The sequence below is a fragment of the Rhizobium sp. R693 genome (assembly GCF_002211315.1).
In the GTDB taxonomy this organism is placed as follows: domain Bacteria; phylum Pseudomonadota; class Alphaproteobacteria; order Rhizobiales; family Rhizobiaceae; genus Rhizobium.
The window spans coordinates 18,898-42,891 of record NZ_LOKY01000010.1; the positions used below are offsets into that span (position 1 = coordinate 18,898).

The window sequence follows — 23,994 nt, forward strand, 5'->3', positions numbered from 1 at the left end:
TGAGGAATCTCACCTGGCAGGCCAAGAGACGCTCTGTCGAATTCCGTGTCCGATCCTCACGGTGCTCGCGCATTTCGTCCGCCGGCAAGGATCCCCTCCGGATCAGGACTTCCACGGCGACCGTCGGCTTGCCAGGGGCTTTCGCTGTCTGAAGCCTGCGGTGACCCCGCAGGCGAGCCGGTGGTTTAATCGGATGCCAGAGCGCACGAAGAGAGCGGAACGATGAGGCGAGTTCCGGATCGCGAGACGAGGAACTCGGCCTCAATACCGTAAACGGATCGCAGCGTTTGCGGCGTGACGGCTGCGTCGAACGCACCTGACCCGGCGACCCTGCCGGAATGGAGCAAGAGCACCGTGTCGCTATAGCGGGCCGCCAGGTTGAGATCGTGGATGGCGATCAGGACGAGCGCCCCGGTTCTTGCGACGTAGTCCCGAAGCAGGCGCAATACGTGCATCTGATGGCGGATGTCGAGCGCGCTCGTCGCCTCATCGAGCAGGAGCAGTTTCGGCTCCCGCAAAAGCCGCTGCGCCAGAAGAACGAGTTGTTGCTGGCCGCCGGAGAGCGTCAGCATACGGCGTCCGGCGAGATCAGCGATTCCGAACGATTGGAGGATTGCCGCGGCAAAATTCAGCGCATCTTCGTCAATCTGCCAGCCAAGCCGCTCATGGCGCCCCAGAAGGACGACCTCGAGCGCGGTCAACTCTGCGCGAACGGCGCATTGTTGCGGCATCAAGCCGACCTCGCGGATGTCGAGGCGGTCGCCGCCCCATGTGATGGTTCCGCTGTGCGGCACAAGTCCGGCAATGGCATTCAGGAGCGTCGACTTGCCTGTGCCGTTCGGCCCGACGAGACCGACGATCTGGCCAGCGGCGACCGAGGCGGTGATGCCGGAGAGGACCGTTGCCCGTCCGCGCTGCACGCCGACGTTTTCCAGGAGAAGGTGCTTCCTCATGCCACGCCTCCCCTTCCGCGGCTCGCGATGACCGCAAACAGCATCGGCACCCCGGCAACAGCCGTGATGATACCGACCGGAATGACTGCGGCTGGCGAGATGATCTTGCCGAAGACGGAGGCGCCGACAAGGATGATCGCACCTATGATGGCCGCAAGCGGCAGGGAAAACCGGTGATCTTCGCCGACGAGCGTGCGGGCGACATGCGGGGCGATCAGCCCGACGAAGCCGATGGTGCCGACGAAGGAAACCGCTGCTGCCGTCAGCAAGGCGACGACCAGGAAGGTCTGCCTGCGCACTGCCTCGACCGACAGGCCGAGGCTCCTGGCGTTGGCGTCGCCGAGCCGCAACGTCGTTAGGGCCCAGGTCGTACGAATGACGAAAGGGACGCAGGCAAGGAGGATCAGGCCGCACACGGTCACGCTGGTCCATGTGGCCTTCAGCAGGCTGCCGAATAGCCAGAAGACGATCTGCTGCAAGACCTCGGGCGACGCCAAAAACTGCAGGAGCGACTGCATAGACTGGAAGAAGAACAGCACCGCGATGCCGGCGAGCACGAGGATTTCCGGCGTGGCGCCGCTGAGACGCGCGATCAGGTAGACAAGGCCGCAGGCGATGAGCGTCATGGCAAAGGCGGCCGCCGGGACGACGAGGTATGGCGGCACGGGGATCAACTGTGCGAACATGATCGCCAACGCCGCTCCGAAACCAGCCGCAGCCGAGAAGCCGAGCGTAAAGGGGCTGGCAAGGGGATTGGAGAGGATCGTCTGCATCTGCAGGCCCGCGAGCCCGAGGCAGGCACCGACGAGCACCCCCATGATGGTCTGCGGCATGCGCAGGTGCCAAAGGATCGTTGCAATCGTCCGGTCGGCCCCGTTCGGCCCGGCTTGAAGTCCATGCCAGACCTCCGAAAGCGGCAGGCCCGATGGACCGGTCGTCAGGTCCAGGACCATGAAAGCGCAAAGGCAGACCATGGCAACGAGAAGGCAAACGCTGCGCCGGGCCGATGCGCGGCGATAGGTGGCGCGCATCGCATCAATGTCGTCGATCGCGATCGTCATTTGCCGCTCGCTTCGTAGGGCAGCACGAACACGCCGTCCGCCTTGATCGGTAGCCAGGTCTCGTAATAGCGGCGAATGTTCTCGGCCGGATCGACATCCTTGAAGGCATCGGGGTAGAGCTGCTTGGAGATATATTGCGCGTAGACGTAGTCCGAGAGCGTGCGCGCCCCGCCGTGGTAGATGGCATGCACTCCGCCGTTCCTGACGGCAGGAAGATCGCTCCAGCCGGGACGGGTCAGATAGGCGCCCATGCGTTCCCTCGCCAAAGCCGGGTCCGCCGCAAAACCGACACTCACGGCTTGCGGTTTGTTCAGCCATTCAGAGCCCGCCAGGAAGATCAGATCGGGCTTCTGGGACAGTACGTATTCCGGGCTGAGCGGCCCCCAATTGCCGATCTGCCCCTTGGCGATGTTGATGCCGCCGAGTTTGTCCACCAGTGCGCCCCACATGCTGTCCCCATAGGAATTTCCGACTTCCATCGGTCCCTTTTGCGCCAGTTCGATGTAGACTTTCTTGTTCGAAACGCCGGCCTTATTGATGCGGGTGTCGATGTCCTGCATCGCGGCCCTGTAGTTCTCCGCCAGCTTGTGGGCGCGATCTTCGGTGCCCATCACCTTGCCGAGCACCTCTGTCGACAGAACGTGGTTTTCAACCGTCTGGGCATTGTAGTCGAGGGTGACGATCGGAATGCCGGCCGCCTCGATCTGCCTGGCGCCGTCACCGAGCGCGTCATAGGACCAGGCCGCGAGGATCAACAGGTCGGGCTTGGCGGCAATCACCTTTTCGACCGAGAAGGTGCCGTCCTCCGTGTTGCCGACATCCGGGATCGACGCGAGCTTCGGCAGCGCCTTTTCGTAGGCGGCAAACTGGCTCGGGCGCCAGTCCTTCCAGGTGGAGAGCGACAATGCTACCACCTTGTCGATCGCGTCAGGACCGGCGACGGCGAGGTAATCCTCGTAGTAGAAGCCGAGAACGACGCGTTCTGCCGGTTTCGGCAGCGTCACTTCCCGCCCCTTGACGTCGGTCACCTTGATTTCGGCAAGAGCTTGGCCCGCCAGGGCCACGAGGGCTGCGGCGGCGCCGAGGAAAAGCTTCTTCATTCTCAGCATGGTGGGGTCTCCTGATTTCGTCTGCCGTCTGACTTGCGGCACCTTGGGACTGGCCAAAGGTTCGTCCCGCTGATGATTGGGAGGCCCGCGATGTTCGCGGGTGATGGTCGCGCAGCAGGAAACGTTCGCTCTTTTCGAGGTCGCGCCTGCGTGGAACCGCTCTGTCGGATGATCGTGGGCGCGCCGTCCCTGGATGAGCCGAAGAGGCGCAATCCAACGTTATGGCGGGTCGGCCGCAGGTCATCACCCCGATAACGCGCGAGGAATCGCGCAAAGGCCTGGAGCGGAAAGCAATCAGGCAGTCAGCAATGGAGGCGCGCGGGGACAGCCCGGATAATGATCACGGGCAGGCAGGCGAGCCGTCCGCGGTGGACGTTGGCGGGCCCCGCACGATACGGGGATCGGAAGAAGCCAGTCCGCATCTAAGTGGGCCGCCAGCAAATGCGACGACATCTGGCATCCGAGCAAGCAGCAGTCGGCTGGCTGGCCGTGGCCGCCGTCGTTATGGCCGCTATCGGAGTGCTCCGCGCTTATGCACAGCGGGTTGCCGAAAGCGTCGAGTTGCGGAAAGGCCGGCATCCGCTCGAGGACGACTGTGCCGAGAACGGATTGCAAGACGAACATCAAGGCGGCGACAAGCGCCAGTCCCCATCCGTTGCGTCGTCTCGTCACGATCCGATCTCCCCTTCCGCCTCGACAAGATGCTGTCGAGAGCGGATAACTATCTCGGACTGGTCCACGCTTCATTGCTCCATATCAACATTCCGAACGCAATCTGAGCAGGCAGGAAGTCGTGCGCTAAGGCCGGGTAGAGCGACATCGCCGTCTCTAACGGGCATGACCATTTGCAGATCAACCAGCACGCAGCCGGCGATCAACGTTCAGGGCCGAAGCGGTCGCCGCCCCTCGTTATCGTCGCTGCTCCCGGGCTCTCCCCATAAAATGGGTCCATCGCTCATAAGCTGTAGTGGCGGGCGGGCATCACAGCAGCCAGATCCATGCTCAGCAAGTAGACGCGCGCGGTCGATCACCAAGCCGCCGCTCCCCATGAAAAGGAGCGCCGAGGTGGGGATTGACCTCCCGACAAAAAGAGAACAAAATAAGAACATTCCTATGGAGGTTCTTATGACCCACACAGAACAAGTCATTGCAAATGCGCTGGCAGTCGTTGCCGCCAGCCGCGCGGAACGCGAGCGCGATGCAGAACGCCGCAAACGCGTTTTTGGCAAGATCGAGATCGGTCGGCCACTGCCTGTGCTCAAAGGTCAGCAACTGAGCCTGGATCTGCACTGATGCTCCCGATGACCAAGGAAGACGTCAATTTCGAAGTGCAAGCAGCGCTCGCCTGGCACGACGACGACGTGAATGCGACCATTGCCACACTGCTTGAGGACATCAGGCATCTGCGCCACCAACTTGCCTTGACCGAGGGCGTAATGAGCCGTGGCATGACGCGTGGATGGAAACCGGCTTTTGAACGGAAATGACCATGCGTCACCGCAGGGGCATCGACCTGGCGCCTCCTGCTGACTATGCGGTCGATCAAGATCGTGAAACGCTTGGGTCGCTGCCTGAAATGTATGTCCTGGCGGCAGCATGCCCGGCATGCCAAAAGCGCGCACCGATCGATCGCTGGGCGCTTGGCCGTCAGGTAGGCAAACGCATTACCCTTGCCAAGTTGGCCAAGAGGTTGGCATGTTCCGGATGCGGAAACCACGCCGGCAACAGGCTGCTTCTGGGCACGTTGCCGCGAGACTGATGGGGGACCAATCGTGTGCGGACGCATCTACATCAAGGCAACCCTCGAAGAGATGCTGCAGAACTTTGCTTTCGCCGCACGCGGCGACGTCGAAGCTCTGAGCAACCAGTTCCCACGATTTAATGGCGCCCCTTCCCTCTATTATCCGATCATCATCCGCGACATGGTGCGCGAGCCCGACATCATGGGTCCGCTTTTCGTCTCTGCCCGTTGGGGGCTGCAGCCAGCCTGGATGAAGCCGGGCGGCCGCCCGGCGCCAATCAATGCCCGTTGCGAAGGCATTGCCACCAACGGATTGTTCAAGTTTGCCTACCGATCACGCCGGTGCCTGGTGCCGATCAATGGCTTCTTCGAATGGAAGGACATCTACGGCACGGGCAAGAACAAGCAGCCCTATGCGATCGCCATGGCCGACGACAGCCCTTTCGCACTCGCCGGTCTATGGGAAACCTGGAAAGACACACAAACGGGCATCGACATCCGAACCTTTGCCGTCGTGACATGTCTGCCAAACGACATGATGGCGACGATCCATGACAGAATGCCGCTTGTCCTGCATCGCGAAGACTACGACCGGTGGCTGTCGCCGGAACCGGATCCAGCCGACCTGATGAAGCCCTATCCTGCCGAACTGATGAAGATGTGGCCTATAGACCGTAAGGTGGGAGCGCCACGCTATGACAGTGCTGACATCCTGGACGAGACGGCCCCCGATCCAGGACCGATCACGATCTGACGCCAGTCATCGTTGCGAGGCCAATGGGCAAAGGGCCCCTGACTGGTGGCAAGATCATTGTCACGATAAGCCGCGCGGGAGTGGAGCGGACGTCTTCCTCCAAACGTGCGGCTCATCGTTCATCGCAAAAGCCGCGGCATATCCTGCGAACATAGGCTGCCAGCACCGGATCGTCGGCAAGGTGCTGTTGAAACAACCATTCTTCCATCTGGCCCAAACGGTAGGCATTGATCACATGTTGTTGCTCCAACGTTAACGAGGGCAGATGAGACGACGCGGCCCTTTCGATCAAGGCGGGGTTGACGTCTGCAGTCTTCGTGGTTTCTTTGCCATTTTGATGAGACATCGATGTTCTCCTTCTTCTGCAAGAACTGATGCCGGAAAGATCAGTTCCCGCTAGGCGGCATCACTCCTCCAAAAGCTGAACTTGACCCCGGTCCGATGCGCGTTAAGTTGGATCTACTGTATTTCCAACGCTGACCACGGAGGTACTGGCAGTTGTTGTCGAGATGCACCGAGGAAGGCCGGGCACGAGTGTTCGTTCCGGCCTTTTTCTTGTCCGCGCGCTTCGGATTTTTATGACCGCCCGGCCCTGCGAGGTAATGTCGGCCGATATGCCGGCAATTTGTCGAATCCGCAGTGCGCATGCGGTCCATCGGCACGGCGCCTGATGAGGTTCCCGACGTTCGAAATGGACAACGGAGACGTTTCTTCCAGCGCTGCGTTACCGACGCTGGTGTACAGGCCGCGCCTCGGTTCGGACCGCAAAGGGTGCCATCAGACTGCCATCATGAGCATGACCGAGGTCAACGACCAGGCCAACCACGCTCCGAAACGAGCCTCGCGCAAATGTCTGGGACAAGCGGACTGACGCGATCGACATTCCAGCCCAAGCCTCACCACAAAGGGCGATGCCAAAGGGAACCAATCGGAAGCCTGGAAAGGCCTAATGTCCGATCCCCAGCCACCAGGCTTCCGTAGTATCCTCGGGGAGAGGACAGGAGAATATTAGCTTGTTTTGCAATGCGGGCTAGTTGGACCAAAGGCCCAACTGAGAAGCCTGACCATGGGATCGGAGCCCATCATTCATTGCAGGCGGGTTTTAGCACCCACCTCGCCTAAACGATGCTGGTTGAGAATATAGACAATCTGGTCGGCCTCCTCGCGGGTGAGATCGTCCAGGAGCAGGCCGTTCGAATGGGGCGGCCCCAAAGTATCGGTGACGCCGTAGCGTCCGGAGAATTCAGAGCTTCCCCGGACCTGAAAGCGAAGATGGGGCCCTATATTGGTCATGTCCTTTAACAAGCAAGCGGCCACATCACCTGCCCCCTATTCGTCAGGCGTTTCCGGAGTGGACTTTTCCAGCGACTGACGGATTTGATCGATCTTTCCGTCGGCATCACCAACCCCAAGGATGGCCTTGGCTTGATTAAGAACAGCGGGGCTCACCTCGCCGGACTTCGTCGCCGAGGCCAGCGCATCCTCCAAAGCCTCGTCGCCGAGAAGCGGATCATTGACCGACGGCTCTGTTCCATTGTCGATCTCATACTGGGCATAGGCCACCGCATAAGCGGCAATGGCCGTCATTCGCGGGTCTGAGGTATGCATGTAGGCCTTGTAGCTCCGCTTCAGGGAGTTCAGGCCCGCAAGCTGTGCGGAGGCATTCTTTTCCCTGGTGACCGTTCCTGCCGTACCCGTCTTTGTAGACTGGGACTTGCTGCCTGCCTCGCTGGACTTGCCCTTCACGGCACCTTGAGACTTGTTGCTGCTGTTGGCACTGCCATGGTTGTCGCTGCCGTTTCCACCACCATTGCCGCCGCCGTTACCACCACCGTTTCCGCCGCCATTTCCGTCGCTTTTTGCCATGGCGGAGATATCTGCGCCGGCAATCGTCAAGGGGCTTGCGGCAACAGCCAGGGAAAGAGCCGCCACGGACGCTAAAGTCGAAATACGCATCGCTTCCTCCAAACAGATCAAAATATCGAGCCAATCGACAACACGGCCGACGATGCTCGTCTGGGCTGATTCGGAAGTTAGACGGTGAACGCGGATCGCACATCGGGCGGAGGTCCAATACCGGTCGGACTATGGTCTTAGGGCACTTGATATCATCAACAAATGCGAAGAGCCTGAGATGGCGATCTCCCGTTGCGCGACCAATCGACTGAAAGCTGATCTTCGGGGCAATCGCGTCTTATTGGGTTGGCTCTTATGATGTTGTGGAGCCCAAAATGACGACCGGCGACGACAATCAAGATCTCGACCCAGGCTCCACGCCGCATCGATTTGGTCGAGATCATGCCATCTGGTGGGCCTTGTTTGCGATTCTGGCAATGTTGGTGGTCGGCGCTTATGCATACGGTGAGCTGCGGTCCGCAATCACCGTTCCGCCCGAACCTGCGGCTTTGACGCCCGTTGTCGACTGACGACTGGGGAAACGTGCTTTTGGCCGTTCACGGGCGTGGCAACTCCTCCAGGATGTCTTGCCGGATTGCGAATTGCAGCGCCGGCAGATCTCCTGAAATGCAATCGCGACAAGAGGATGCCGAGCCAACTGCCGCACCTCGGCCGAAGCCGAGAAAATTGTTGGCCAGCGGTGCGTCTTGCTGAAGACGTACCAGGTGTCCGGTTGCGGCAGCGCGAAGCGGCGGAAGCGCCAGGCGGCAGGTGACCCTCTTGCGATCAAGGGGCTCTTATCGATGACGGCTCGGCACAAACCTTTTGAAGAGGTCTGGCTTTCCTGTCGCGGAGCTGCCCTGGCGGTCATCGTCTCAAGCAAGGAATGCTTTCTTGCCGGCTTTGGACGTCCGCGGCATCAACCGCAAGCCGGCATCGCAACCGGGCAGCCCTGGTTGATCGATCGAGCCATCTGGAATGCAGTTTGCGAGCGTCGCCGCGGCGAAACGAGTGAGTGCTGACTATCCCAAATCTGGGGGCTGTGCTATTGTTGATTGAAATTGCGAGGTGAAGCCATGCGCCGGCTGCTTGCATCGGTAGCGTTGTTTTTCTCAGCGACGGTGGCTGCCGCGGGCGATCCCTTGTTCGATGCCATTTCAGCGGGAAACGCCGTGGCCGTGAAGCAGTATCTTGCCGCGGGTGCCGATGTCGACAGCCGCGCGAAAGACCAGGCAACGCCACTTATCAATGCCGCCCTTTCAAATCAGATCGCCATAGTTGAACTGCTGATCGGCAAGCATGCCAACGTCATGGCCCGCAACTCTGGCGGCTTCACTGCGCTTCACGCAGCCGCGTATTCGGGCAGCGTCCCCATCAGCAAGCTGCTCCTCGACCACGGAGCAATTCTCGACGATGCGTCCAACAAGGCGGGCGCCACCCCACTCATGGTTGCGGGCGAACAAAACCAGGTCGCTCTTGCCGAGTTCTTGTTGGCCAAGGGAGCCGATATCGGCCACGCTGAGGTTCATGGCTACACGCCGATCACCAGGGCCATCTGGAAAGGCAACACAGATATCGTCCGGCTATTCAAGCGGCATGGCGTCGCGTGTCCTCCGCTCAGCGTGCTCCGCGAGGAGGAATTTTACGCCAAGTGCATGGAAATTCACGACTGAACAGGAGGCGAAGATGCACTCTGCAATTGCAACGCGATGCAATGGTTGCTTTTGGGCGGCGATCGCTTTAGCCGTGGCGTCAGCGTTCGCTGGGTCGCCGGCGTTGGCCGACGACGCAGTCAACACGGGATACTTCGGCGGCGTCGCCATCATGGGATACGACACTGTCGCCTACTTCACCGAAGGCAAGGCGACAAAGGGCTCAGAAAAATACTCCTACGAATGGCTCGGCACCCCCTGGCATTTCGCCAATTCGAAGCACCGCGAGATGTTCATGAGCGAACCGCTCAAATACGCGCCTCAGTACGGCGGCTATTGCACGGGCGAGGTGAGCGACGGGTCTGTCACGGTCAACATCGACCCCGAGGCCTTCAAGATCGTCGAGGGCAAGCTTTATCTGATGTATGACAAGGCGGACGCCGAGGGGTTTGCCGCTAATCCGGCCGACACTGTGGCGAAAGCCGATGGCAAATGGCCGAAGGTCGCCGCCGATCTCGAACTGGATCAGTATCACTGACTTTGAACGCCCCCTATCTGGCAGCAGAGAAATAGAAGACCTTGGTCGAGTTCACGTAAGCGTAGGTGGTGTCCTCGCCAGTGGTTGCATGTCTGTAGACCGGACCGCAATCGGGCTGGCCAAATGCGTTTTCGCTCTGCTCGCAAAGAAGGTCGCCTTTGACGGAAACCGTCTCGGTCATCATCTGGGTTGCTGAGCGGAATGCCGCCTTGCCGTCCATCTGAACCTGCATGACCGCAGGACTTTCGGTGGGCTCGGTCTTTCCCCGCAGGACCTTGCCCATGACGGCAGCCGCGATCTCGGCAGCCTTCAGCCGATCTTGCTCATCTGCGTGGAAGCCGAACGGCCACTCTGGCAGGCCAGCCTCGCGCAGCGCCTCGAGGGTGAACGCCAAATCCTGATTGCGCAAATGGGCATTGGCGAGCCGCCACCCCGCCAGGCATTCGCGCCCAGCGCGAAGCCGTCCCACCTCTGCCACAGTCGCACGGGCGTCTTCGATACGGCCGATGCTGACATAGGCCATGGCGAGAGGAACAACGAAATCGCCATTGCCCTGGGATTCATCGCGCGCGCGTTGGAAGCTGTCTATCGCCTTTGCATAGTCGCGCTGCAGATAGTAAACCATGCCGGCCGTGTATCGGTCGATGGCCGACGGGTTTGGGTCGTACCTTAACGCCGCCTCGACAGCCGCCGCAGCGGCGGCATGATTGCCCCAGACCAGTTGAACATAGGCAACTGCCATATGGGCTTCGGCGTTGGCGGGGCCAAGCTGCACGGCCTTCTGTGCCGAGGCGATTGCCTGCTCGTAACGTCGGTCTACCGCCTGCATGATGGCAAGGACCGCGTAAGGCGAGGCAAGTTCCGGGTCGAGGGCAAGGGCACGACTTGCCTTGTCGTAGGCTCTTTTTCGCGCAAGCGCGCTCTGGAGTACGTCGTCATATGTCATGCGCCAGACAAAGGACGTCGCGTGCGCATCGGCGGCGAATGCTTCGGCAAACCCGCCATCCAGGGCCTCCGCCTTGTCAAAGAGCGCCAATGCCTCCAGCATGCGGGTGCGGCGCCCGGTACGGGCCGCCTGCTCGGCCCGCAAATAGTAGTCATATGCTTCGAGATTGGCAGTCGGAGGACGGGCGATGCGCTCGGTCTCGCTTCGTGTCAGTTTCAGTCCGAGCGCATCGGCGATCTGGCGGCCCATCTCGTCCTCTACGGCAAACACCTCTGCCGCGCCGCGGTCAAATCGATTGGCCCAAAGATGGACCCCGCTCGACGTATCGATCAGTTGCGCGTTGACGCGGATCAGATCGCCGCTGCGCTGAACGCTACCCTCAACGACGAAGCGCACGCCGAGCTCACGTCGTATCTCTTCCAGGACGTGCGGCTTGCCTTTGTAGGCGAACACGGAATTCTGGGAGATGACGTCAAGGTTCGAAAGCCTGGTGAGATCGGTAATCAGATCGTCCGTAATGCCATCGGCGAAATAATCCTGGGATTGATCTTCGCTCAAGGTGGCAAAGGGAAGTACTGCGATGGATGGGCGTTTCGCAATAGCCCATTGCCAGGCAAGGAAAGCCCCTGCGGTCGCGATCAACAGCGCTGTGAGCGCTAGCAGCATGATACCAAGCGACCTTGATCGAGGGGCTAGGACGACCTTGCCGATCTTGGCTGGATCAAGCAGAACGCGATAGACGCGAACCGGGTCGGCAATGTTCTTCAGTCGCTTCTCGCCGAGCGCTACGAAGCCAACGTCAACCTTGTGGGCGACCTGGTCGAACACGGTGCCGGATATGAAAACACCCCCAGGCTCTGCAATTGCCTGCAAACGGGCGGCTATGTTGACGCCATCGCCGTAGATGTCGTCGCCCTCGACTATGATGTCGCCAAGATTGATCCCGATGCGAAACCGGATGCGCATCTCCTTGGAAACGCCATCGTCGCGCCCGGACATTTTCCGCTGGACCACCGCAGCACATTGGACTGCATCGACGACGCTCGGAAATTCGACGAGCGCGCCATCGCCCATGAGCTTGATGATCCGGCCGTGGTATTCTTCAACGGTGGGTCCGATCAGCTCCCGGCGGCAGGCTTTCAGCCGCTCGAGTGTGCCCGCCTCGTCTACTCCCATGAGGCGGCTGTAGCCGACAACGTCAGCCGAAAGTATCGCGGTGAGACGCCTCTCCATCCTCTGCCCACCCCTCTTGATGCAGGGAGCCAGGCATCTTACCACGGGCGACGGCGCGCAGGCATCGCAACCTTGGTCTTTTACAGCTAAGTTGGAGCACAACGAAGAATGGCCGCAGCAGAGGGCTGAGCCTGCTTGATCGCCGTTCCTGTCGTGATCTGAACCGGATCAGACGCTGGAAAAGCCAGCCTCCGGTGCTCATGAAACCTGGGCGGTTTACGCAAACCCCGAGGTTCGATCACCGCCGGATGAAAGTTCAGTGGCGGGTCGGATACATTGTCGGGATCGAGCCTGATTTCCGAAGCGCCGATGATCCGATTGGATGCAGGTCATATGCGCGGTGGCGCTGATTACCCTGTGTGAACAGTGCCGTTGGCAGATCTGTTAGGGCACAGCGCTTTCTCGCGCAAGCGACACAGCGACTTCCAATCGGCGCGACCGGCGCAGCGCAGCAAGCGCACTGGTCATTGAAAGCGCGCTCTTAGTCGCAAACGTTCCTGTATCTCACCACCCGGTGGCCATAGCGGTATCCATAGTATCTCTGTGTCCAGCACCGCTGGCCATAGCGGTATCCCGGGCCGTCATCGTCGTCGTCATACGCGTAGCGTGGCGGGTAACGATAGTACCGTGGCACTGGCCGGTCATCGTAGTAGCGAGGTCCAGCGCCGTACTCAAAGTAGATCTGAGAAAATGCCGGCGACGCTGACAACACAGTCGCAAACGCCAGCGCTGCGATAGCGAGTTTTTTCATGTCTCGTTCCCATTCCGGTTTAAGCATCGTCATCTGCAAGGCCGTACCTCACACCTCGGATCTAATACGTCATTCGCCTTGCTCCTGAACATTGGACCTAAGTCCGATCAATCAGGGACTTCGGCTCTGGTGCGCAAAGGACTTTGGTCCAACTGTTAAACTCGGCCGGGTCCTGCATAATTTCAGCTGTCCCAACCCCTCGGACACCGGAACGCTCCGCGCGCGCCTCGCGTGCACCCCCTCGGAGCCTTCCGGACCCGGGTTGGGCTCCTCGATGAAGACGACCGTGTTGCCGCGCGTCTGAAGGCGGGGTCGACGCTGACGGGCTCGACCTATGGAAGCTCGATCTCACCCTCCACCACGTGGTTAAGGCCGGTGTCTTTGGCCGTCAGCGTCATGCGGACTTTCAGCCTTTTGCCGTCGATCTTCCCATCACGCACCGTCTCCTCGATCTTGCGCTGTGAGGTAACACCGACTTCCTTCAAAAACTTGCGGATAGACATGTTGAAGGCATCTTCGCTCATGGCGAACTCCTTTGCATCCGGCAGCGATTGTAATGGATGGCGAGTGGCCAGGGAAGCTGGACGGGGCGCATGGCGCCAAAGTGCGAGCTGCGGAATTTGAAAGCCTTGCTGAAACCGAAGAGCGCGCAATCGCGCCCACCCGGCCGGTTTGGCGCAAGGCAGCGCACGACCTTTGTGGCATCTACACCAACGCCCGTACGTCATTGCTCATCGGCGATTTGCTGCGCGACCGACAGCAATTCTTCGGGGTTGAGCGCCCGGCACACATTTCTCCCCTCGTCCTCGACTTCCGTGAAGCTCCAGCGCACGACACCTTCTCGATCGAGCAAAAAGTGACCGATAAGCTGCATTTGTCCGGCCAGGCTCACCTGCCGGTCGGCTTGCGTGATCTCGTATTGGTCCTTCTCGTTGAGAAGATCACCTGCCAAGGGCGGGGCCATCGGTTCGGGCAACTCTCCCGGTCGATCGACCCGCATTGCCATGACCACGTCCATTCCAACCTTGTGTGGCCAGTCGGTCTCATCGTTGGTGAACGCGAGGATGGGCAGGCCGAAGGCGCGATGCGAGGCTCGTTCCGGGTCGGATGCGGCAAGAAGATTGGGTATCGGTTGGTAGCGGAAGTAGAGCCGTGCCCGTTCAACCGGTGTGCTTACAACCACCAGGGATTCGACGCCCTTCTCGCGCAGGGCGCCATTGAGTTGGGCCATTGCCGCAACGTGTCGACGGCAGAACGGACAGTGCAGGCCCCGAAACAGACCGACCAATAAGGGGCTGCGGCCGCGAAAGTCGTCAAGTGCGATCTTCCCTTGGTGCGAGATCGCATCCAGCACGAAATTGGGCGCCTGGTCGCCCGGTTGCAACAGATGCTCGACATGGCACGTAGACATGGACAACTCCTTGCCGCGTCGGTCGTCAAGAAAGGCACCACGTCAAGTGCTTCGAACTCGAGCCCGCATTGGCGCTGCTAAGCCCGAGATCAAGCGCTGCGGGCTCGACCTCTCATCTTGGCGGACTGTCCTGAGAATGACCCTACAATGGCCAACGAGCAAGCACTAAACAGCGATATGCGATAACGCTGCGCGGGGAACCGTCTGGCGGCCGCAGTCGACTGTAACAACGAGGGTCATACGGCAACTCAGATCGGTGGAGGAGACCGGACTTAAGCCGCAGGCCTGAGAAGAGGACATTGGTCTCGTCCTTAGCTGAACTGGCCAAAGGCTCACTGGGAGCTGGCACCCTTCACGGTGTCCGAGCTTCGTTGCGGCCAGCACCCATGACAGCGCAAACCTCAGTCCCGCATCACAAAAAAGGCATATGTTGCATTGCATTATAATTCCGCCCAGCTTACCGTACGCTGGGGTACGGAAACAAGAAACGCCGTGGGTAATAGCCATGAACGCATAAGGATATCAAATGCTTGATACGCCGAACTCTAAGCCGAAAGACCTCGAATCCATCGCACGAACGGCAGGACCTCTTCGCCGCATGGCAGCGCGCGTACCGACCTATTTGACAGACTTGCGGGAAAATCCCGCCTGGTTGCCGATGTTCGTTTTGGCCCGCACGATACCGTTTCGCCGGGCACACTGGCTGACCGCCCGGCCGGTGCCACGGCCAGCACAATCTGCAGCGTCGATGTTTGGTGACATCAAGGCGGCCGATGTGGCGGCGGAACTGAGAAGAACGGGTATCTTTTCCGGCCTCGATCTGCCGCCGGCGATCCATCAGGAAATCGCGAGATTTGCGCACGAGACCCCGTGTTTTGGCAATTTCGAGCGCAGCCTGGAGTTTCTGGCAGACGATCATGAAGACGCAGAGCGCCGTTTCGGGCGCACGTTATTGAGCGGCCATCATTTCGAGCGCGTGCTGCAATGCCAAGCCGCAGTCGCCGTCCAGCAAGATCCGCTGCTCATCGACATTGCCAGACATTATCTCGGCGGCGAGGCGAAACTGATTACCACGCGCACGTGGTGGAGCTTTCCGACGAAGTCGGCCTCGGAAGCCGACCTGAGCCGCGCCTCGTTCAAGTTTCATTTCGATCTCGATGACTGGCGGATGCTGAAATTCTTCTTTTATCTGTCAGACGTCGACGCGGATGCAGGCCCCCACATCTACGTCAAGGGCAGCCACAATCGCCGGCGGCTGAAGCATCAACTGACGTTGCTCGTCGGACATTCAGCCGAGGAGGTATTGGGCTTTTATGGCGAGGACAATGCGGTCACGATGAACGGAAAGGCGGGCACAGGCTTTGTCGAGGACCCCTTCGGCTTCCATATGGGCACGCTTGCGAAGCAAACGCCGCGTCTGATGATGGAGGTCGGATTTGGCGTGTCGAAACCGTCAAAGCGCCGCTACCACGGCGAGCCGGTCATCCGATAGCCGAATTTGAGCGCCGACGGAGCGGCCACAACGGCTAAGAACTAAGCCCTGCAAGGCTTGTTGACTGGTGAGGGCAAAGCGGCGCGTTGCGTTCGTCCGTAACATCACGGGTGAGGAGGGCACGTCAGCGCGGGCCTTGATCATCGCGCTGTCGGTGCTGGCTCTGCTTCCATATCGGCGACTTCGTGGACCCGGGGCATCGTCGTCGTATCCGCATTGTCGGATATGACGAAGTCGTTCACCCAGAACGCAGACGGCTGGTCTTATTGACCCGGAACTGCACGCGTCCACGGCGTCGAACTTGGGCAGCATCATGTACTTGCTCTTTTGCGTCGATTGTTCCGGTCGCCAGCGCCGATTTGGCAAGTCTTGGGCCGGCTTGGCGTACACATGAAGCACCAAGCCCCTGTTTTCGTCCAAAACGGCTCTCGTTGTATTTGGGCAAGCCGGACGGCAGCCAGCTGCAAGCATTACCGCCAGACATTGAAGTGGGTCTGCATATATTCGATGCATCGCCGATTTGCCTCACCGCGGCCGGCACCCTCGATCGTCGCCTTGTAAAGCGACGAAACCTCGTGGGCGTCCGTCGAATACGGTTCGGTCAGCCCTGCTGGCAGATAGATCGGGACGCCCTTAAGGGCGAGCATACCGGACAGCCAGTAGTCATCGACCGCCCAAAGGACCTTCGGGATATCGTAGGCAATGTCATCGAAGAACTCGGGCCGGATCACAACGCCGCCGAGCCCCTGCAAGATATCGACGTAACCGCCCTTCTCTACGAGGCTTGGCATCGGCCGCAGCCGATCGGCGCTGGAAACCTTCCTGGCGACCTTATAATGAAGCCTGCGGGCTCGAAGCCCCAAGCCCAACTTGCGTTTGAGCACTGCCTTCGGTAGGAACGGCGTCGATCTCGCAAACTCGCTCGGGACATCCTTGCCGATCAGAGCGACGCACTCGTTCGGCCGTTCCTTCTGCGCCGCAAACAGCCGGGACGCCCAATCAGGCGAAAAGACCTTGTCGTCGTCGCAAAACAGGATCTGGGCGCCCTTCCCGCGAAGCTCGCGAGCAGCGAAAAGGACTTTGGACGCCGGGCCGATATCATCTTCGGGCCGCACAACCGTGACGCCGTCAGGAACGGCCGGCAGCGACCCGTCATAGTCCCGAAACCGACGGTACCGCTTCGGAATGTAAAGTCGGATTTCGTTGATCGGGCCGATCTGCTTTGTCAGGCTGTTGAGGGTCGGCGCGAGTTTGTCGAAACGCGGGGGGATGCTTGAGAGAGATATGATACGCAATGCTGGTTGCTCGAAAAGTCGCATTGATGAGGGCTGCTTGCCGCCGATGCCATTTTCAGTTGCGAAAAGTCAATGACATGATGGCAACATCGAAACAATATCATGGCCGCGAGATCGCTCGGCCGATGGCGTAGAGCCATTCAGGTGTGTTTCGGAGCGCTGGAGAGACCACGAAACGGCGAAGCCGCCGGCCATTTCCCTCACCTCGGGGTTGATTGCTTCTCATTGCTGGACGTGAACGGAGATCGGCGCGCCCTGGCGTTGAATTGCCTGATCGCATAACGCGTTTACGGCGGTCGTTGCAGTAACGTGCTTGTTTGCAATTGTCCAATTGGCGTTCACTTAAATGTCTGCTCTTCCAGGGTTCAGACCCATAAAGTGGTTGTCAGCTCCAAGTCAAATATGGCTCACGATCTGCGAGCGGAGATCGGCAAGAATTACGGCCTGTCTTGGTTTTCCGACGAGCAATACAAACTGATTTCGCCGTATCTGCCACATGATACGGGAGGGACGCCAAGGGTCGCTCACCGCCGCGTTATCGCGCGGGCGGAAGCATCTGGCCGATGGGACCGAGCATCCGCGCAATGATCACAACCGCGCAACCGGCGCAGACGGCATAGACGCAGAACCACAGGACAAGGCGCGGCGGGCGGGCGAGATCGGGGCGGCCTTCGGGATAGACCAACTCGCACACCGTGCAGACGGGCGGCCGGGGCGTCGCCTCGTAAACCGCATCGATCACCTCGTGATGGCCGCTCTCGTCAGTGAAGGCGTAGATCGCCGAATAGGAAGGGCGTCGTCGCGGCTCACGCGGTGGCCGGTGACGCTGGCCGTGACGCGGCGTCTTGGCCGTGTCAGCCGCAACCAGTCGCGCCGGCCGAGCAGCCAGAGGGTGGTGAGGCAAAGGAACACCCCGGCAGAGAGGATCGCAATTTCCATCCTCATCATCCTACCCGGATCCGGTTAAGGTTTGGTGGGGCGTTTCGGCGCGCCGCCAACTGGCGGAAGATGTCGCGCGGCACGACGTTGTGACCCCGGGAATGGATCGGCGGGCCTCAAGAAGGGCGAGGCGAGAGGCCGGCCCCACTTCCGCCACCAGATGATCGCTCCTTGCCTGAGGTGCGACTGGACGCGATCCGGGAGAACCCGCAATGCCGCCTCCCCGATCCAGAGAGGCGGCATCGCTGAGGGATCGCACAGACTACCGAGCATGGCTCGGTGGGGATGGGGAATCGTGCACGACCATCGTCCAGGCACCAGAAGCCAGCGACTATTTAAAGTACCTGTTGGTACTTCAAATTGCTTGGGCCGAGGTTACCAATTGCAGTGAAGACGCTTCTTCAGGGCAACCATCGATCCGGCAATGCCCCGCCGTAGCCGCCTGTCCCTGTCTTCCGTCAGTGTTTTTTCCAGCCGGATTGGCGCATGAACAGCAAGCAACCAATAAGAAGAGACACGCAGCTTGTTCATCAAAAGTGGCCGGGATGGGCAGCTTCTCGCGGCGGTGCCGCACTGGCTGGAACCAAGATCGGCAAAAGCGTCGGGGCCAGCGTCGGTTGTCCGGTTTCTTGTTAAACCGATTGCGCTTGCAGCGTCAGGTGGCGAGCGGATTGAGCTGCTGTTCGATCTCCCGCACCTCTTTGGTCAGCAGTCCGACCAGTTCTGGCCTTCTCTCAGCCGTTAACCTGGGGCTCGTGAGATTGATGGCAATCGAAGCGATTGCATCGCGGCCCGGTGGCAAGATCGGCACTGCGATGGAGGCAATTCCCGCGACAAGCTCTCCATCGTCGACAGCGTATCCCTGCTCGCGGATCTTCTCGAGCCCGTCCTTGATCTTGCGTGACGTGAAGCTGCCAAATTTCTTGTAGAGCATTGCATTCGTGTCGAGGATGACGTCGGCTTCTGCCGGCGGAAGAAAGGCAAGAATGGCCTGGCTTGCCGGCCCAATGCCCATCGGGATCTGTCCGCCGATATGGCCGGTCAGGCTGTCGATCACATAGGCGCCCTGCTGGCGGTCAACACAAACAGTGTTGAAGCCGGCACGCGCCATCAGATACACCGAGTCGCTTGTTGCTGCCGCAAGCCGCAGCAGTGCCGGGCGGGCAAGTTTTCGAAGTCCTGTCCCATCGGCTGCCGACACCCCCATTGCGAAGAGCGCAAGCCCCAGCCGGTAGCGCTTTGTTTCCCGCTCGCGGTCGACCAGGCCATGACGCTCAAGGGCGGTGACAATACGATGAACCGTCGGCTGCTTCAGGCCCATGGCCTCGCCAATTGTCGCCATCGAGGCACCGCGCTGGCCGACATCACCGAGATATTTCAGGATCGCGACCGCCCTGTCCAGCAGCTGAGTTCCTGTTGCCGCGATCTCGTCCTTCGCCATGCGTTGTCCCCAAACTCCAAGTTCGAGGAATTCCTTATACATCCGGGCGTCATTGTAAACGTCTAGCTGGAGCTGCTTAATGTCTCAATTAGCGCCGCCGGGTCATGATGGATGCCGAGCCCGTGGACTGCCTTTACGATACCCTCCGTCTGCTCCTGGCTGAGAGCCGATGAGAGTTTCACGAATTTTTCCTGCAGTTCCCGGGCAGTCAGCGGATTTTGCGGTTCGCCCCTTGGATGCAGCACCTCGATCGTTTCGCGTTTTCCTTTCGCCGTCATCGTCACACGTGCCGGCGTGCCGGCAGGAAAAGAATCGAAATAGTCGATTGCGCGCGACAAGCGGATGCGTCCGGCAAGCCCGGTCACGCGCTTGTCGAAAAGGTGCGCATCGTCCATCGGCAGCAGCGCCTGTTCGCCGTGGATCAGTGCCAGGGCGACACAGAAGGGAATGCTATATTGTGCGGCCTCGGCCGATTGGGGTTGACTTTGGTTCGGCAGCGTCAACGCACGGTCGAAGGTTTCAATCAGCAGGCCCTCGATATCGTCGGGACCCGCTTGCAGCCTGGCAGCAAGAACCAATGCTCCATCAATTGCGGCATGTCCCCATCGGCAACAACTGTAGAGCTTGAAGTATGCCTCATTGATCGCCCAGGTCTTGGAATAGCCGTCGAGCAGACGCTGCCGGTCATAGAGCGCGGGATCGTCGAGAATATCGAGGGGGCCGCGATGGCCAGCGGACGCAAGCGCCAGCGCCTGAAGCCCGTTCGCCGTTGCCCAAGGTATGCCTTCCTTGACGGTATGGCCGAGCCTCGTCCAACCGGTCGCCGCCTGAGAGGTCGCGGTCTGTCCCGCGATCGCCATTGCGTTGGCAATCACCGATGTCGACAGGCCTTTGAGCCATCCGCAGGCAGCCGCAACCCCCGGGCCGCACCACAGTCCCGTGTCCGTCGTGCGGATCGTCCTGATATCGCGCGCAGCCGAAATGCGCACGGCAATCTCGTAGCCAAGGACGATCGCGCAAAGCAGCCGGTCGGCACTACAGCCAGTGGACCCGGCAACGGCAAGTACGCCGGGCACGATCGCGGCGGCAGGATGACCTGATGCCTTGCGGTGCCCATCATCGAGATCAAGGGCGGCCGCGTAGGTGGCATTGACGAAGGCCGCCCCGACAGGCGGTAGACGCCGTTTTGTAAACCAAACCGGCGCTGCGCCGTCTCCCCATATCTCGGCGGCCGCCTTGAGCGAGGCCCGGCCCGCATCGGTCGCAGACCCTGCCGCCGCAACGCCGAGCGTATCGAGGAGTGTGCGCCGTGCGGAACCGTCAACGCCTGCAGGAACGCGTTCGACCCCGTTGCAATGGGCAGCCAGAACCGAAGTGGCACATTCGCTGTGGCGGGTCGTCGTCAAAATACCTCCTGTGGTAGTATTCAAGTTTCGAGCATCCTTCTGTTGAACTTTCATTCGTGGATTTCCATTGGCGTTGACATCCATAATATGGACGCATAGCCTGTCAACATCAAATCCGGGAGGAAGGATACAAAGATGGTAGATCAGGCCAATTCCGGCCCGAAGAGGCTTGCCGCCGCTGGCGCCGAGACCATCCGGATCATGGTCGATGGTCTCCCCTACGCTGCCCGGCAAGGCGAGACCGTGCTGACGGCCATCAGGATGGGGAGAGGTCACGCTCGCAACTTTGAGTTTCTTTTGGAGAAGCGTGCAGGCTTCTGCCTGATGGGCGCCTGCCAGGATTGCTGGCTGTGGCGGAAGGATGGACGCCGCCTGCGCACCTGCACCAGCCGTGTCGAAGCCGGCATGGAACTCTTGACGACCGCGCCGGAGGCGATGTGATGGACACTACCCCAGTCATTATCGGTGCCGGGCCGGCAGGCATTGCAGCCGCAGCCGCTCTTGCGCAGCGCGGGTTGCGGCCGGTCGTCATCGACGAAGCGGTTCAGTCGGGCGGGCAGATCTTCCGCCATCCACGCGCCGAGCTCAAGAGAACCGACGACGAGCTCTACGGCTTCGACGCAAGAAGGGCGGTCGAATTTCGGGACGGTTTCGCTGCGCTCGCACCGAAGATCGACTATCGACCCGAGACCCATATCTGGAGCGCATGTGAAGGCAAGCTGCATGTCGTCAGTCGCAGCGGGCCCGCAGTCCAGAACTGGTCCCATCTGATCATCGCGGCGGGCGCGATGGACAGGATCGTGCCGGTGAAGGGATGGACCGCCCCAGGCGTCTACAGTCTCGGGGGCGCCCAGATTGCGCTCAAGGCCGAAGCATCCTTGATCGGCCAGCGCGTCGTCTTTGCCGGTACCGGCCCACTCCTCTACCTTGTCGCCTACCAATATGCCAAGGCGGGCGCGAGCGTTGTCGCAGTTCTCGAAACCGGCAATCCCTTCGGACATATGGCGCTGCTGCCTGCGCTCGCTTCGGGCCGAGCCGCCTTCGCAAAAGGCCTGTTCTACATGGCCGCGCTTCGCAAGCACGGCGTTCCGCTATTGACGGGCGTCCGGTTGATCGAGGTCCTGCGCGGCGCCGATGATCATGTAACGGGCGTTGCCTATCATTGGCGTGGACGCGACAAGGTTGCGATCTGCGATGGCCTGGCAATCGGTCACGGCCTGAAGGCAGAAACCCAGGTCGCTGATCTGCTCGGGCTTGAATTCTCCTTTGACCCTGTTCAGAGACAGTGGTTGCCCCACGCCGATCGCGACGGCCGCTCGTCAATGGCGAAAGTCTATCTTGCTGGTGACGGGCTTTGCCGGCTGCTCAACGGCGCTCCATGCCCGCCTCAAGGGCGCCACTGTGGTGCTGGTGGAGCGCGGCCGCTGCGGCGCCCAGGCAAGCGGCGTCAATTATGGCGGCGTCCGTCAGCAGGGGCGCCATCCGGCGGAGCTTGCCCTTGCGCGCAGAAGCCGGGCAATCTGGGGCAGCCTCAAAAGTTTGATCGGAACGGATTGCGAGTTTACGCCCACCGGCCATTTGAAGCTTGCCCGCAACGATGACGACATGGCCGAACTGACTGCGCATCATTTGCTCCTTGGCGCGCACGGCATCCATACGACTGTTCTCGACGCAGACGATCTCAAGAGCCGGTTCCCGTATCTTTCGAGCCGTTTTGCGGGCGGCTCTTTCTGCGCCGAGGACGGTCAAGCCAATCCGCGGCTCGTCGCGCCTGCCTTTGCGCGCGCTGCCCGTGCACTGGGAGCCGACATTCGCGAGGGTTGCCGGGTAATCAGCGCCGAACGTTGCGACAACGGATTTTCCATCCGGCTCGATACGGATCACGCCGTGGTCAAAGCGCGTCGCCTCGTCAACACCGCCGGTGCCTGGGGCGCTCAGATCGCCGCGCAATTCGGCGACCAGGTCGATGAGACGGTGATGGCGCCGAACATGTGCGTGACCGAGCCGATCGCCCCGTTGATTGGTCCAAATCTCGGCATCTGTGGCGGCGGCATCTACATCCGCCAAACAGCCCATGGAAGCATCATCTTCGGTGCCGGCCTCGGTACCGCCGATCGAGAACGCCTTCGCGCCAGGCCGCTGGCCGAAATCACCATGGAGGCGGCCGCAGCTGCCGTCGCCATGGTGCCTGAGCTCAAGAACGTCCTCATCTTGCGAAGCTGGACGGGCATTGAGGGACGGATGCCCGACGGACTGCCGGTGGTCGGGCCAAGCCCCAGCGTCGAGGGTCTCTTTCACGCCTTCGGCTTTTCCGGCCACGGGTTCCAACTCGGGCCGGCCGTCGGTGCGGTGCTCGCAGAACTTGGTCTCGATGGCCATTCACCGACGTCCATATCCGGCCTCGCGCTAACCCGGTTCAAGCAGGCTCCGGCGCCGGCCATCCAATCCTGAGATCTACAAGCAAAACGAAAGGGAACAGACATGCGACATCCGCTTTACCAATTTCTCGGCGGCGCTGTGGCGCTCGCAACCAGCCTCGCATCGGGTCCGGCCGCGGCCATCGATCCGTCCTACCATCTGAGTGAGGAAAATGTGCTCTCGGTCGCCATCACCGGCGACATGCCGGGACTGGTGGCCCGCGATGGAAAGCTTACCGGCTATGACGGCGATATCCTCCAGATCGCCGCCGACAGGCTCGGCCTGACGATCAAGCCGGTGCCGATGGAGTGGTCGGGCGCGATCGCGGCGGTGCAGACCGGCCGGGTCGACATCATCGGCGGCAATGTCGCCTGGACGAAGCAGCGTGCCGATACGCTCGCCATGACGGATCCGACGGGCTACTTTCAAAATGGCATCACCTCCAAGAAGTCCTCTGGATGGCACACACTCAAGGATCTTGAAAACCGCAAGGTCGGCTCGATGACCGGCTTCTCGTTCCTGCCAGAGCTGCGAAAGTTGCATGGGTTGGAACTGTCGCTTTATGACAGCACCGACGCGGCACTTCGCGATCTCCTGGCCGGACGCATCGAGGCGCTGGTTGGCGACCCGCCGGTCATCGATTATGCCCTGTCGCAGAATCCCGACTGGGGCCTCGTCAATCTCGCCTTCACCGACAACGATCCTGACTTTCCGCTGCTGACCGGTCTCGGGCGACAGTATGTTTTTGGGTTGTCCAAGGAGAATTCGGCCCTTGCCGCCGATCTCAGCACCCAGATTCGCGCGCTCTGGACCTCGTGCGAAGTGAAGGCAATCGGCAAACGCTACGGCAACATCGGCGAGGCGAACTACACGCCGTCGGCAGAAAACTTTCGCGTCGGTGCCGATCGCGCCGCCGGCTGGACGCCGCCAGCCTGCGAAAAATAGCCAAGAGCGGTGG

25 protein-coding genes and 1 pseudogene are annotated in these 23,994 nt (G+C 60.6%); 11 read left to right on the plus strand and 15 right to left on the minus strand.

Annotated elements, in window-relative coordinates:
- Nucleotides 1-185 precede the first annotated feature (185 nt).
- The 4 genes from ATY79_RS10740 to ATY79_RS30840 all read right to left on the minus strand — a co-directional run bounded on the left by ATY79_RS10740 (nt 186) and on the right by ATY79_RS30840 (nt 3,795).
- Nucleotides 186-953: an ABC transporter ATP-binding protein gene (locus ATY79_RS10740; protein WP_088703833.1), complete on the minus strand. Its 768-nt coding sequence runs from the start codon at nt 951-953 to the stop codon at nt 186-188.
- Nucleotides 950-2,014 carry an iron ABC transporter permease gene (locus ATY79_RS10745; protein ID WP_210421404.1) on the minus strand — a complete coding sequence of 355 codons (1,065 nt, stop codon included), beginning with the start codon at nt 2,012-2,014 and terminating at the stop codon, nt 950-952. Before ATY79_RS10745 ends, ATY79_RS10740 begins: the two co-directional genes overlap by 4 nt.
- Entirely contained in the window at nt 2,011-3,123 is a 1,113-nt protein-coding gene (locus tag ATY79_RS10750; RefSeq protein WP_245312351.1) for an ABC transporter substrate-binding protein, read from the minus strand. The genes ATY79_RS10745 and ATY79_RS10750 overlap by 4 nt, the downstream gene beginning before the upstream one ends.
- A 294-nt stretch (nt 3,124-3,417) precedes the next feature.
- Complete coding sequence (locus ATY79_RS30840) at nt 3,418-3,795, minus strand: DUF2946 family protein (protein WP_189638002.1); 378 nt, start codon at nt 3,793-3,795, stop codon at nt 3,418-3,420.
- Between the two features lie 393 nt (nt 3,796-4,188).
- Here ATY79_RS30840 and ATY79_RS30480 point away from each other — a divergent pair, with 393 nt between their 5' ends.
- From ATY79_RS30480 to ATY79_RS10770, 3 genes are all read left to right on the plus strand, one after another.
- Nucleotides 4,189-4,416: a hypothetical protein gene (locus ATY79_RS30480; RefSeq protein WP_141105719.1), complete on the plus strand. Its 228-nt coding sequence runs from the start codon at nt 4,189-4,191 to the stop codon at nt 4,414-4,416.
- Nucleotides 4,416-4,610 carry a hypothetical protein gene (locus ATY79_RS10760; protein ID WP_088703834.1) on the plus strand — a complete coding sequence of 65 codons (195 nt, stop codon included), beginning with the start codon at nt 4,416-4,418 and terminating at the stop codon, nt 4,608-4,610. Before ATY79_RS30480 ends, ATY79_RS10760 begins: the two co-directional genes overlap by 1 nt.
- Before the next feature lie 285 nt (nt 4,611-4,895).
- The gene (locus ATY79_RS10770) at nt 4,896-5,618 is read left to right on the plus strand and encodes an SOS response-associated peptidase (protein WP_088703836.1); all 723 of its coding nucleotides are present in this window, start codon (nt 4,896-4,898) and stop codon (nt 5,616-5,618) included.
- A gap of 112 nt (nt 5,619-5,730) precedes the next feature.
- On the opposite strand, the gene ATY79_RS10775 is transcribed toward ATY79_RS10770, so the two are convergent.
- The 3 genes from ATY79_RS10775 to ATY79_RS10785 all read right to left on the minus strand — a co-directional run bounded on the left by ATY79_RS10775 (nt 5,731) and on the right by ATY79_RS10785 (nt 7,574).
- The gene (locus tag ATY79_RS10775; RefSeq protein WP_088703837.1) at nt 5,731-5,964 is read right to left on the minus strand and encodes a hypothetical protein; all 234 of its coding nucleotides are present in this window, start codon (nt 5,962-5,964) and stop codon (nt 5,731-5,733) included.
- A 740-nt stretch (nt 5,965-6,704) separates the two neighbouring features.
- Entirely contained in the window at nt 6,705-6,923 is a 219-nt protein-coding gene (locus ATY79_RS30485; protein ID WP_141105720.1) for a hypothetical protein, read from the minus strand.
- 24 nt (nt 6,924-6,947) lie between these two features.
- On the minus strand, nt 6,948-7,574 hold the full coding sequence (locus ATY79_RS10785) for a hypothetical protein (RefSeq protein WP_088703839.1): 627 nt from the start codon (nt 7,572-7,574) through the stop codon (nt 6,948-6,950).
- 275 nt (nt 7,575-7,849) lie between these two features.
- Between ATY79_RS10785 and ATY79_RS10790 the strand changes: the two genes are divergently transcribed.
- From ATY79_RS10790 to ATY79_RS10805, 3 genes are all read left to right on the plus strand, one after another.
- Nucleotides 7,850-8,044: a hypothetical protein gene (locus ATY79_RS10790; RefSeq protein ID WP_088703840.1), complete on the plus strand. Its 195-nt coding sequence runs from the start codon at nt 7,850-7,852 to the stop codon at nt 8,042-8,044.
- Nucleotides 8,045-8,590: 546 nt separating this feature from the next.
- Nucleotides 8,591-9,187, plus strand: coding sequence for an ankyrin repeat domain-containing protein (locus ATY79_RS10800; RefSeq protein ID WP_088703842.1), 597 nt, complete (start codon nt 8,591-8,593; stop codon nt 9,185-9,187).
- 13 nt (nt 9,188-9,200) lie between these two features.
- Nucleotides 9,201-9,704 carry a YHS domain-containing (seleno)protein gene (locus ATY79_RS10805; RefSeq protein WP_088703843.1) on the plus strand — a complete coding sequence of 168 codons (504 nt, stop codon included), beginning with the start codon at nt 9,201-9,203 and terminating at the stop codon, nt 9,702-9,704.
- 13 nt (nt 9,705-9,717) lie between these two features.
- Here ATY79_RS10805 and ATY79_RS10810 read toward each other — a convergent pair whose 3' ends face one another.
- The 4 genes from ATY79_RS10810 to ATY79_RS10825 all read right to left on the minus strand — a co-directional run bounded on the left by ATY79_RS10810 (nt 9,718) and on the right by ATY79_RS10825 (nt 14,045).
- Nucleotides 9,718-11,883, minus strand: coding sequence for an adenylate/guanylate cyclase domain-containing protein (locus ATY79_RS10810; protein WP_088703844.1), 2,166 nt, complete (start codon nt 11,881-11,883; stop codon nt 9,718-9,720).
- Between the two features lie 481 nt (nt 11,884-12,364).
- The gene (locus ATY79_RS10815) at nt 12,365-12,634 is read right to left on the minus strand and encodes a hypothetical protein (RefSeq protein ID WP_088703917.1); all 270 of its coding nucleotides are present in this window, start codon (nt 12,632-12,634) and stop codon (nt 12,365-12,367) included.
- A gap of 332 nt (nt 12,635-12,966) precedes the next feature.
- Nucleotides 12,967-13,158, minus strand: coding sequence for a DUF6494 family protein (locus tag ATY79_RS10820; RefSeq protein WP_088703845.1), 192 nt, complete (start codon nt 13,156-13,158; stop codon nt 12,967-12,969).
- 200 nt (nt 13,159-13,358) lie between these two features.
- Nucleotides 13,359-14,045, minus strand: a complete 687-nt coding sequence (locus tag ATY79_RS10825) for a peroxiredoxin-like family protein (RefSeq protein ID WP_088703846.1) — start codon at nt 14,043-14,045, stop codon at nt 13,359-13,361.
- Between the two features lie 526 nt (nt 14,046-14,571).
- Here ATY79_RS10825 and ATY79_RS10830 point away from each other — a divergent pair.
- A complete protein-coding gene (locus ATY79_RS10830; RefSeq protein WP_088703847.1) occupies nt 14,572-15,537 on the plus strand; it encodes a hypothetical protein in 966 nt (321 codons plus the stop codon).
- Nucleotides 15,538-16,007: 470 nt separating this feature from the next.
- Here the strand turns inward: ATY79_RS10830 and ATY79_RS10835 are convergent, their stop codons facing one another.
- The 4 genes from ATY79_RS10835 to ATY79_RS10850 all read right to left on the minus strand — a co-directional run bounded on the left by ATY79_RS10835 (nt 16,008) and on the right by ATY79_RS10850 (nt 20,642).
- Nucleotides 16,008-16,832 carry a glycosyltransferase gene (locus ATY79_RS10835; protein ID WP_088703918.1) on the minus strand — a complete coding sequence of 275 codons (825 nt, stop codon included), beginning with the start codon at nt 16,830-16,832 and terminating at the stop codon, nt 16,008-16,010.
- Between the two features lie 535 nt (nt 16,833-17,367).
- Complete coding sequence (locus ATY79_RS10840; protein ID WP_088703848.1) at nt 17,368-17,736, minus strand: hypothetical protein; 369 nt, start codon at nt 17,734-17,736, stop codon at nt 17,368-17,370.
- 690 nt (nt 17,737-18,426) lie between these two features.
- Nucleotides 18,427-19,254, minus strand: a complete 828-nt coding sequence (locus tag ATY79_RS10845) for an IclR family transcriptional regulator (protein ID WP_245312352.1) — start codon at nt 19,252-19,254, stop codon at nt 18,427-18,429.
- Between the two features lie 20 nt (nt 19,255-19,274).
- Complete coding sequence (locus ATY79_RS10850; RefSeq protein ID WP_245312353.1) at nt 19,275-20,642, minus strand: MmgE/PrpD family protein; 1,368 nt, start codon at nt 20,640-20,642, stop codon at nt 19,275-19,277.
- 111 nt (nt 20,643-20,753) lie between these two features.
- Here ATY79_RS10850 and ATY79_RS10855 point away from each other — a divergent pair, with 111 nt between their 5' ends.
- The 4 genes and pseudogenes from ATY79_RS10855 to ATY79_RS10870 all read left to right on the plus strand — a co-directional run bounded on the left by ATY79_RS10855 (nt 20,754) and on the right by ATY79_RS10870 (nt 23,981).
- Nucleotides 20,754-21,059, plus strand: coding sequence for a 2Fe-2S iron-sulfur cluster-binding protein (locus tag ATY79_RS10855; RefSeq protein ID WP_088703850.1), 306 nt, complete (start codon nt 20,754-20,756; stop codon nt 21,057-21,059).
- A pseudogene (locus tag ATY79_RS10860) lies at nt 21,059-21,958 on the plus strand (FAD/NAD(P)-binding oxidoreductase); the annotation flags it as partial. The gene ATY79_RS10855 and the pseudogene ATY79_RS10860, both read left to right, overlap by 1 nt.
- A 70-nt stretch (nt 21,959-22,028) precedes the next feature.
- A complete protein-coding gene (locus tag ATY79_RS10865) occupies nt 22,029-23,069 on the plus strand; it encodes an FAD-binding oxidoreductase (RefSeq protein WP_245312362.1) in 1,041 nt (346 codons plus the stop codon).
- Between the two features lie 30 nt (nt 23,070-23,099).
- Nucleotides 23,100-23,981, plus strand: a complete 882-nt coding sequence (locus tag ATY79_RS10870; RefSeq protein ID WP_088703851.1) for a transporter substrate-binding domain-containing protein — start codon at nt 23,100-23,102, stop codon at nt 23,979-23,981.
- The last annotated feature ends 13 nt before the right edge of the window (nt 23,982-23,994 follow it).

Excerpts from the sequence above, each read along its gene's own strand:
- ATY79_RS10810 (WP_088703844.1), bottom strand. The coding sequence starts at position 11,883 with ATGGAGAGGCGTCTCACCGCGATACTTTCGGCTGACGTTGTCGGCTAC.
- ATY79_RS10845 (WP_245312352.1), bottom strand. The coding sequence starts at position 19,254 with ATGTATAAGGAATTCCTCGAACTTGGAGTTTGGGGACAACGCATGGCG.
- ATY79_RS10740 (WP_088703833.1), bottom strand. The coding sequence starts at position 953 with ATGAGGAAGCACCTTCTCCTGGAAAACGTCGGCGTGCAGCGCGGACGG.
- ATY79_RS10830 (WP_088703847.1), top strand. The coding sequence starts at position 14,572 with ATGCTTGATACGCCGAACTCTAAGCCGAAAGACCTCGAATCCATCGCA.
- ATY79_RS10760 (WP_088703834.1), top strand. The coding sequence starts at position 4,416 with ATGCTCCCGATGACCAAGGAAGACGTCAATTTCGAAGTGCAAGCAGCG.
- ATY79_RS10775 (WP_088703837.1), bottom strand. The coding sequence starts at position 5,964 with ATGTCTCATCAAAATGGCAAAGAAACCACGAAGACTGCAGACGTCAAC.
- ATY79_RS10825 (WP_088703846.1), bottom strand. The coding sequence starts at position 14,045 with ATGTCTACGTGCCATGTCGAGCATCTGTTGCAACCGGGCGACCAGGCG.
- ATY79_RS10790 (WP_088703840.1), top strand. The coding sequence starts at position 7,850 with ATGACGACCGGCGACGACAATCAAGATCTCGACCCAGGCTCCACGCCG.
- ATY79_RS10750 (WP_245312351.1), bottom strand. The coding sequence starts at position 3,123 with ATGCTGAGAATGAAGAAGCTTTTCCTCGGCGCCGCCGCAGCCCTCGTG.
- ATY79_RS10745 (WP_210421404.1), bottom strand. The coding sequence starts at position 2,014 with ATGACGATCGCGATCGACGACATTGATGCGATGCGCGCCACCTATCGC.
- ATY79_RS10805 (WP_088703843.1), top strand. The coding sequence starts at position 9,201 with ATGCACTCTGCAATTGCAACGCGATGCAATGGTTGCTTTTGGGCGGCG.
- ATY79_RS10870 (WP_088703851.1), top strand. The coding sequence starts at position 23,100 with ATGCGACATCCGCTTTACCAATTTCTCGGCGGCGCTGTGGCGCTCGCA.
- ATY79_RS10800 (WP_088703842.1), top strand. The coding sequence starts at position 8,591 with ATGCGCCGGCTGCTTGCATCGGTAGCGTTGTTTTTCTCAGCGACGGTG.
- ATY79_RS10855 (WP_088703850.1), top strand. The coding sequence starts at position 20,754 with ATGGTAGATCAGGCCAATTCCGGCCCGAAGAGGCTTGCCGCCGCTGGC.
- ATY79_RS10820 (WP_088703845.1), bottom strand. The coding sequence starts at position 13,158 with ATGAGCGAAGATGCCTTCAACATGTCTATCCGCAAGTTTTTGAAGGAA.
- ATY79_RS10815 (WP_088703917.1), bottom strand. The coding sequence starts at position 12,634 with ATGAAAAAACTCGCTATCGCAGCGCTGGCGTTTGCGACTGTGTTGTCA.
- ATY79_RS10785 (WP_088703839.1), bottom strand. The coding sequence starts at position 7,574 with ATGCGTATTTCGACTTTAGCGTCCGTGGCGGCTCTTTCCCTGGCTGTT.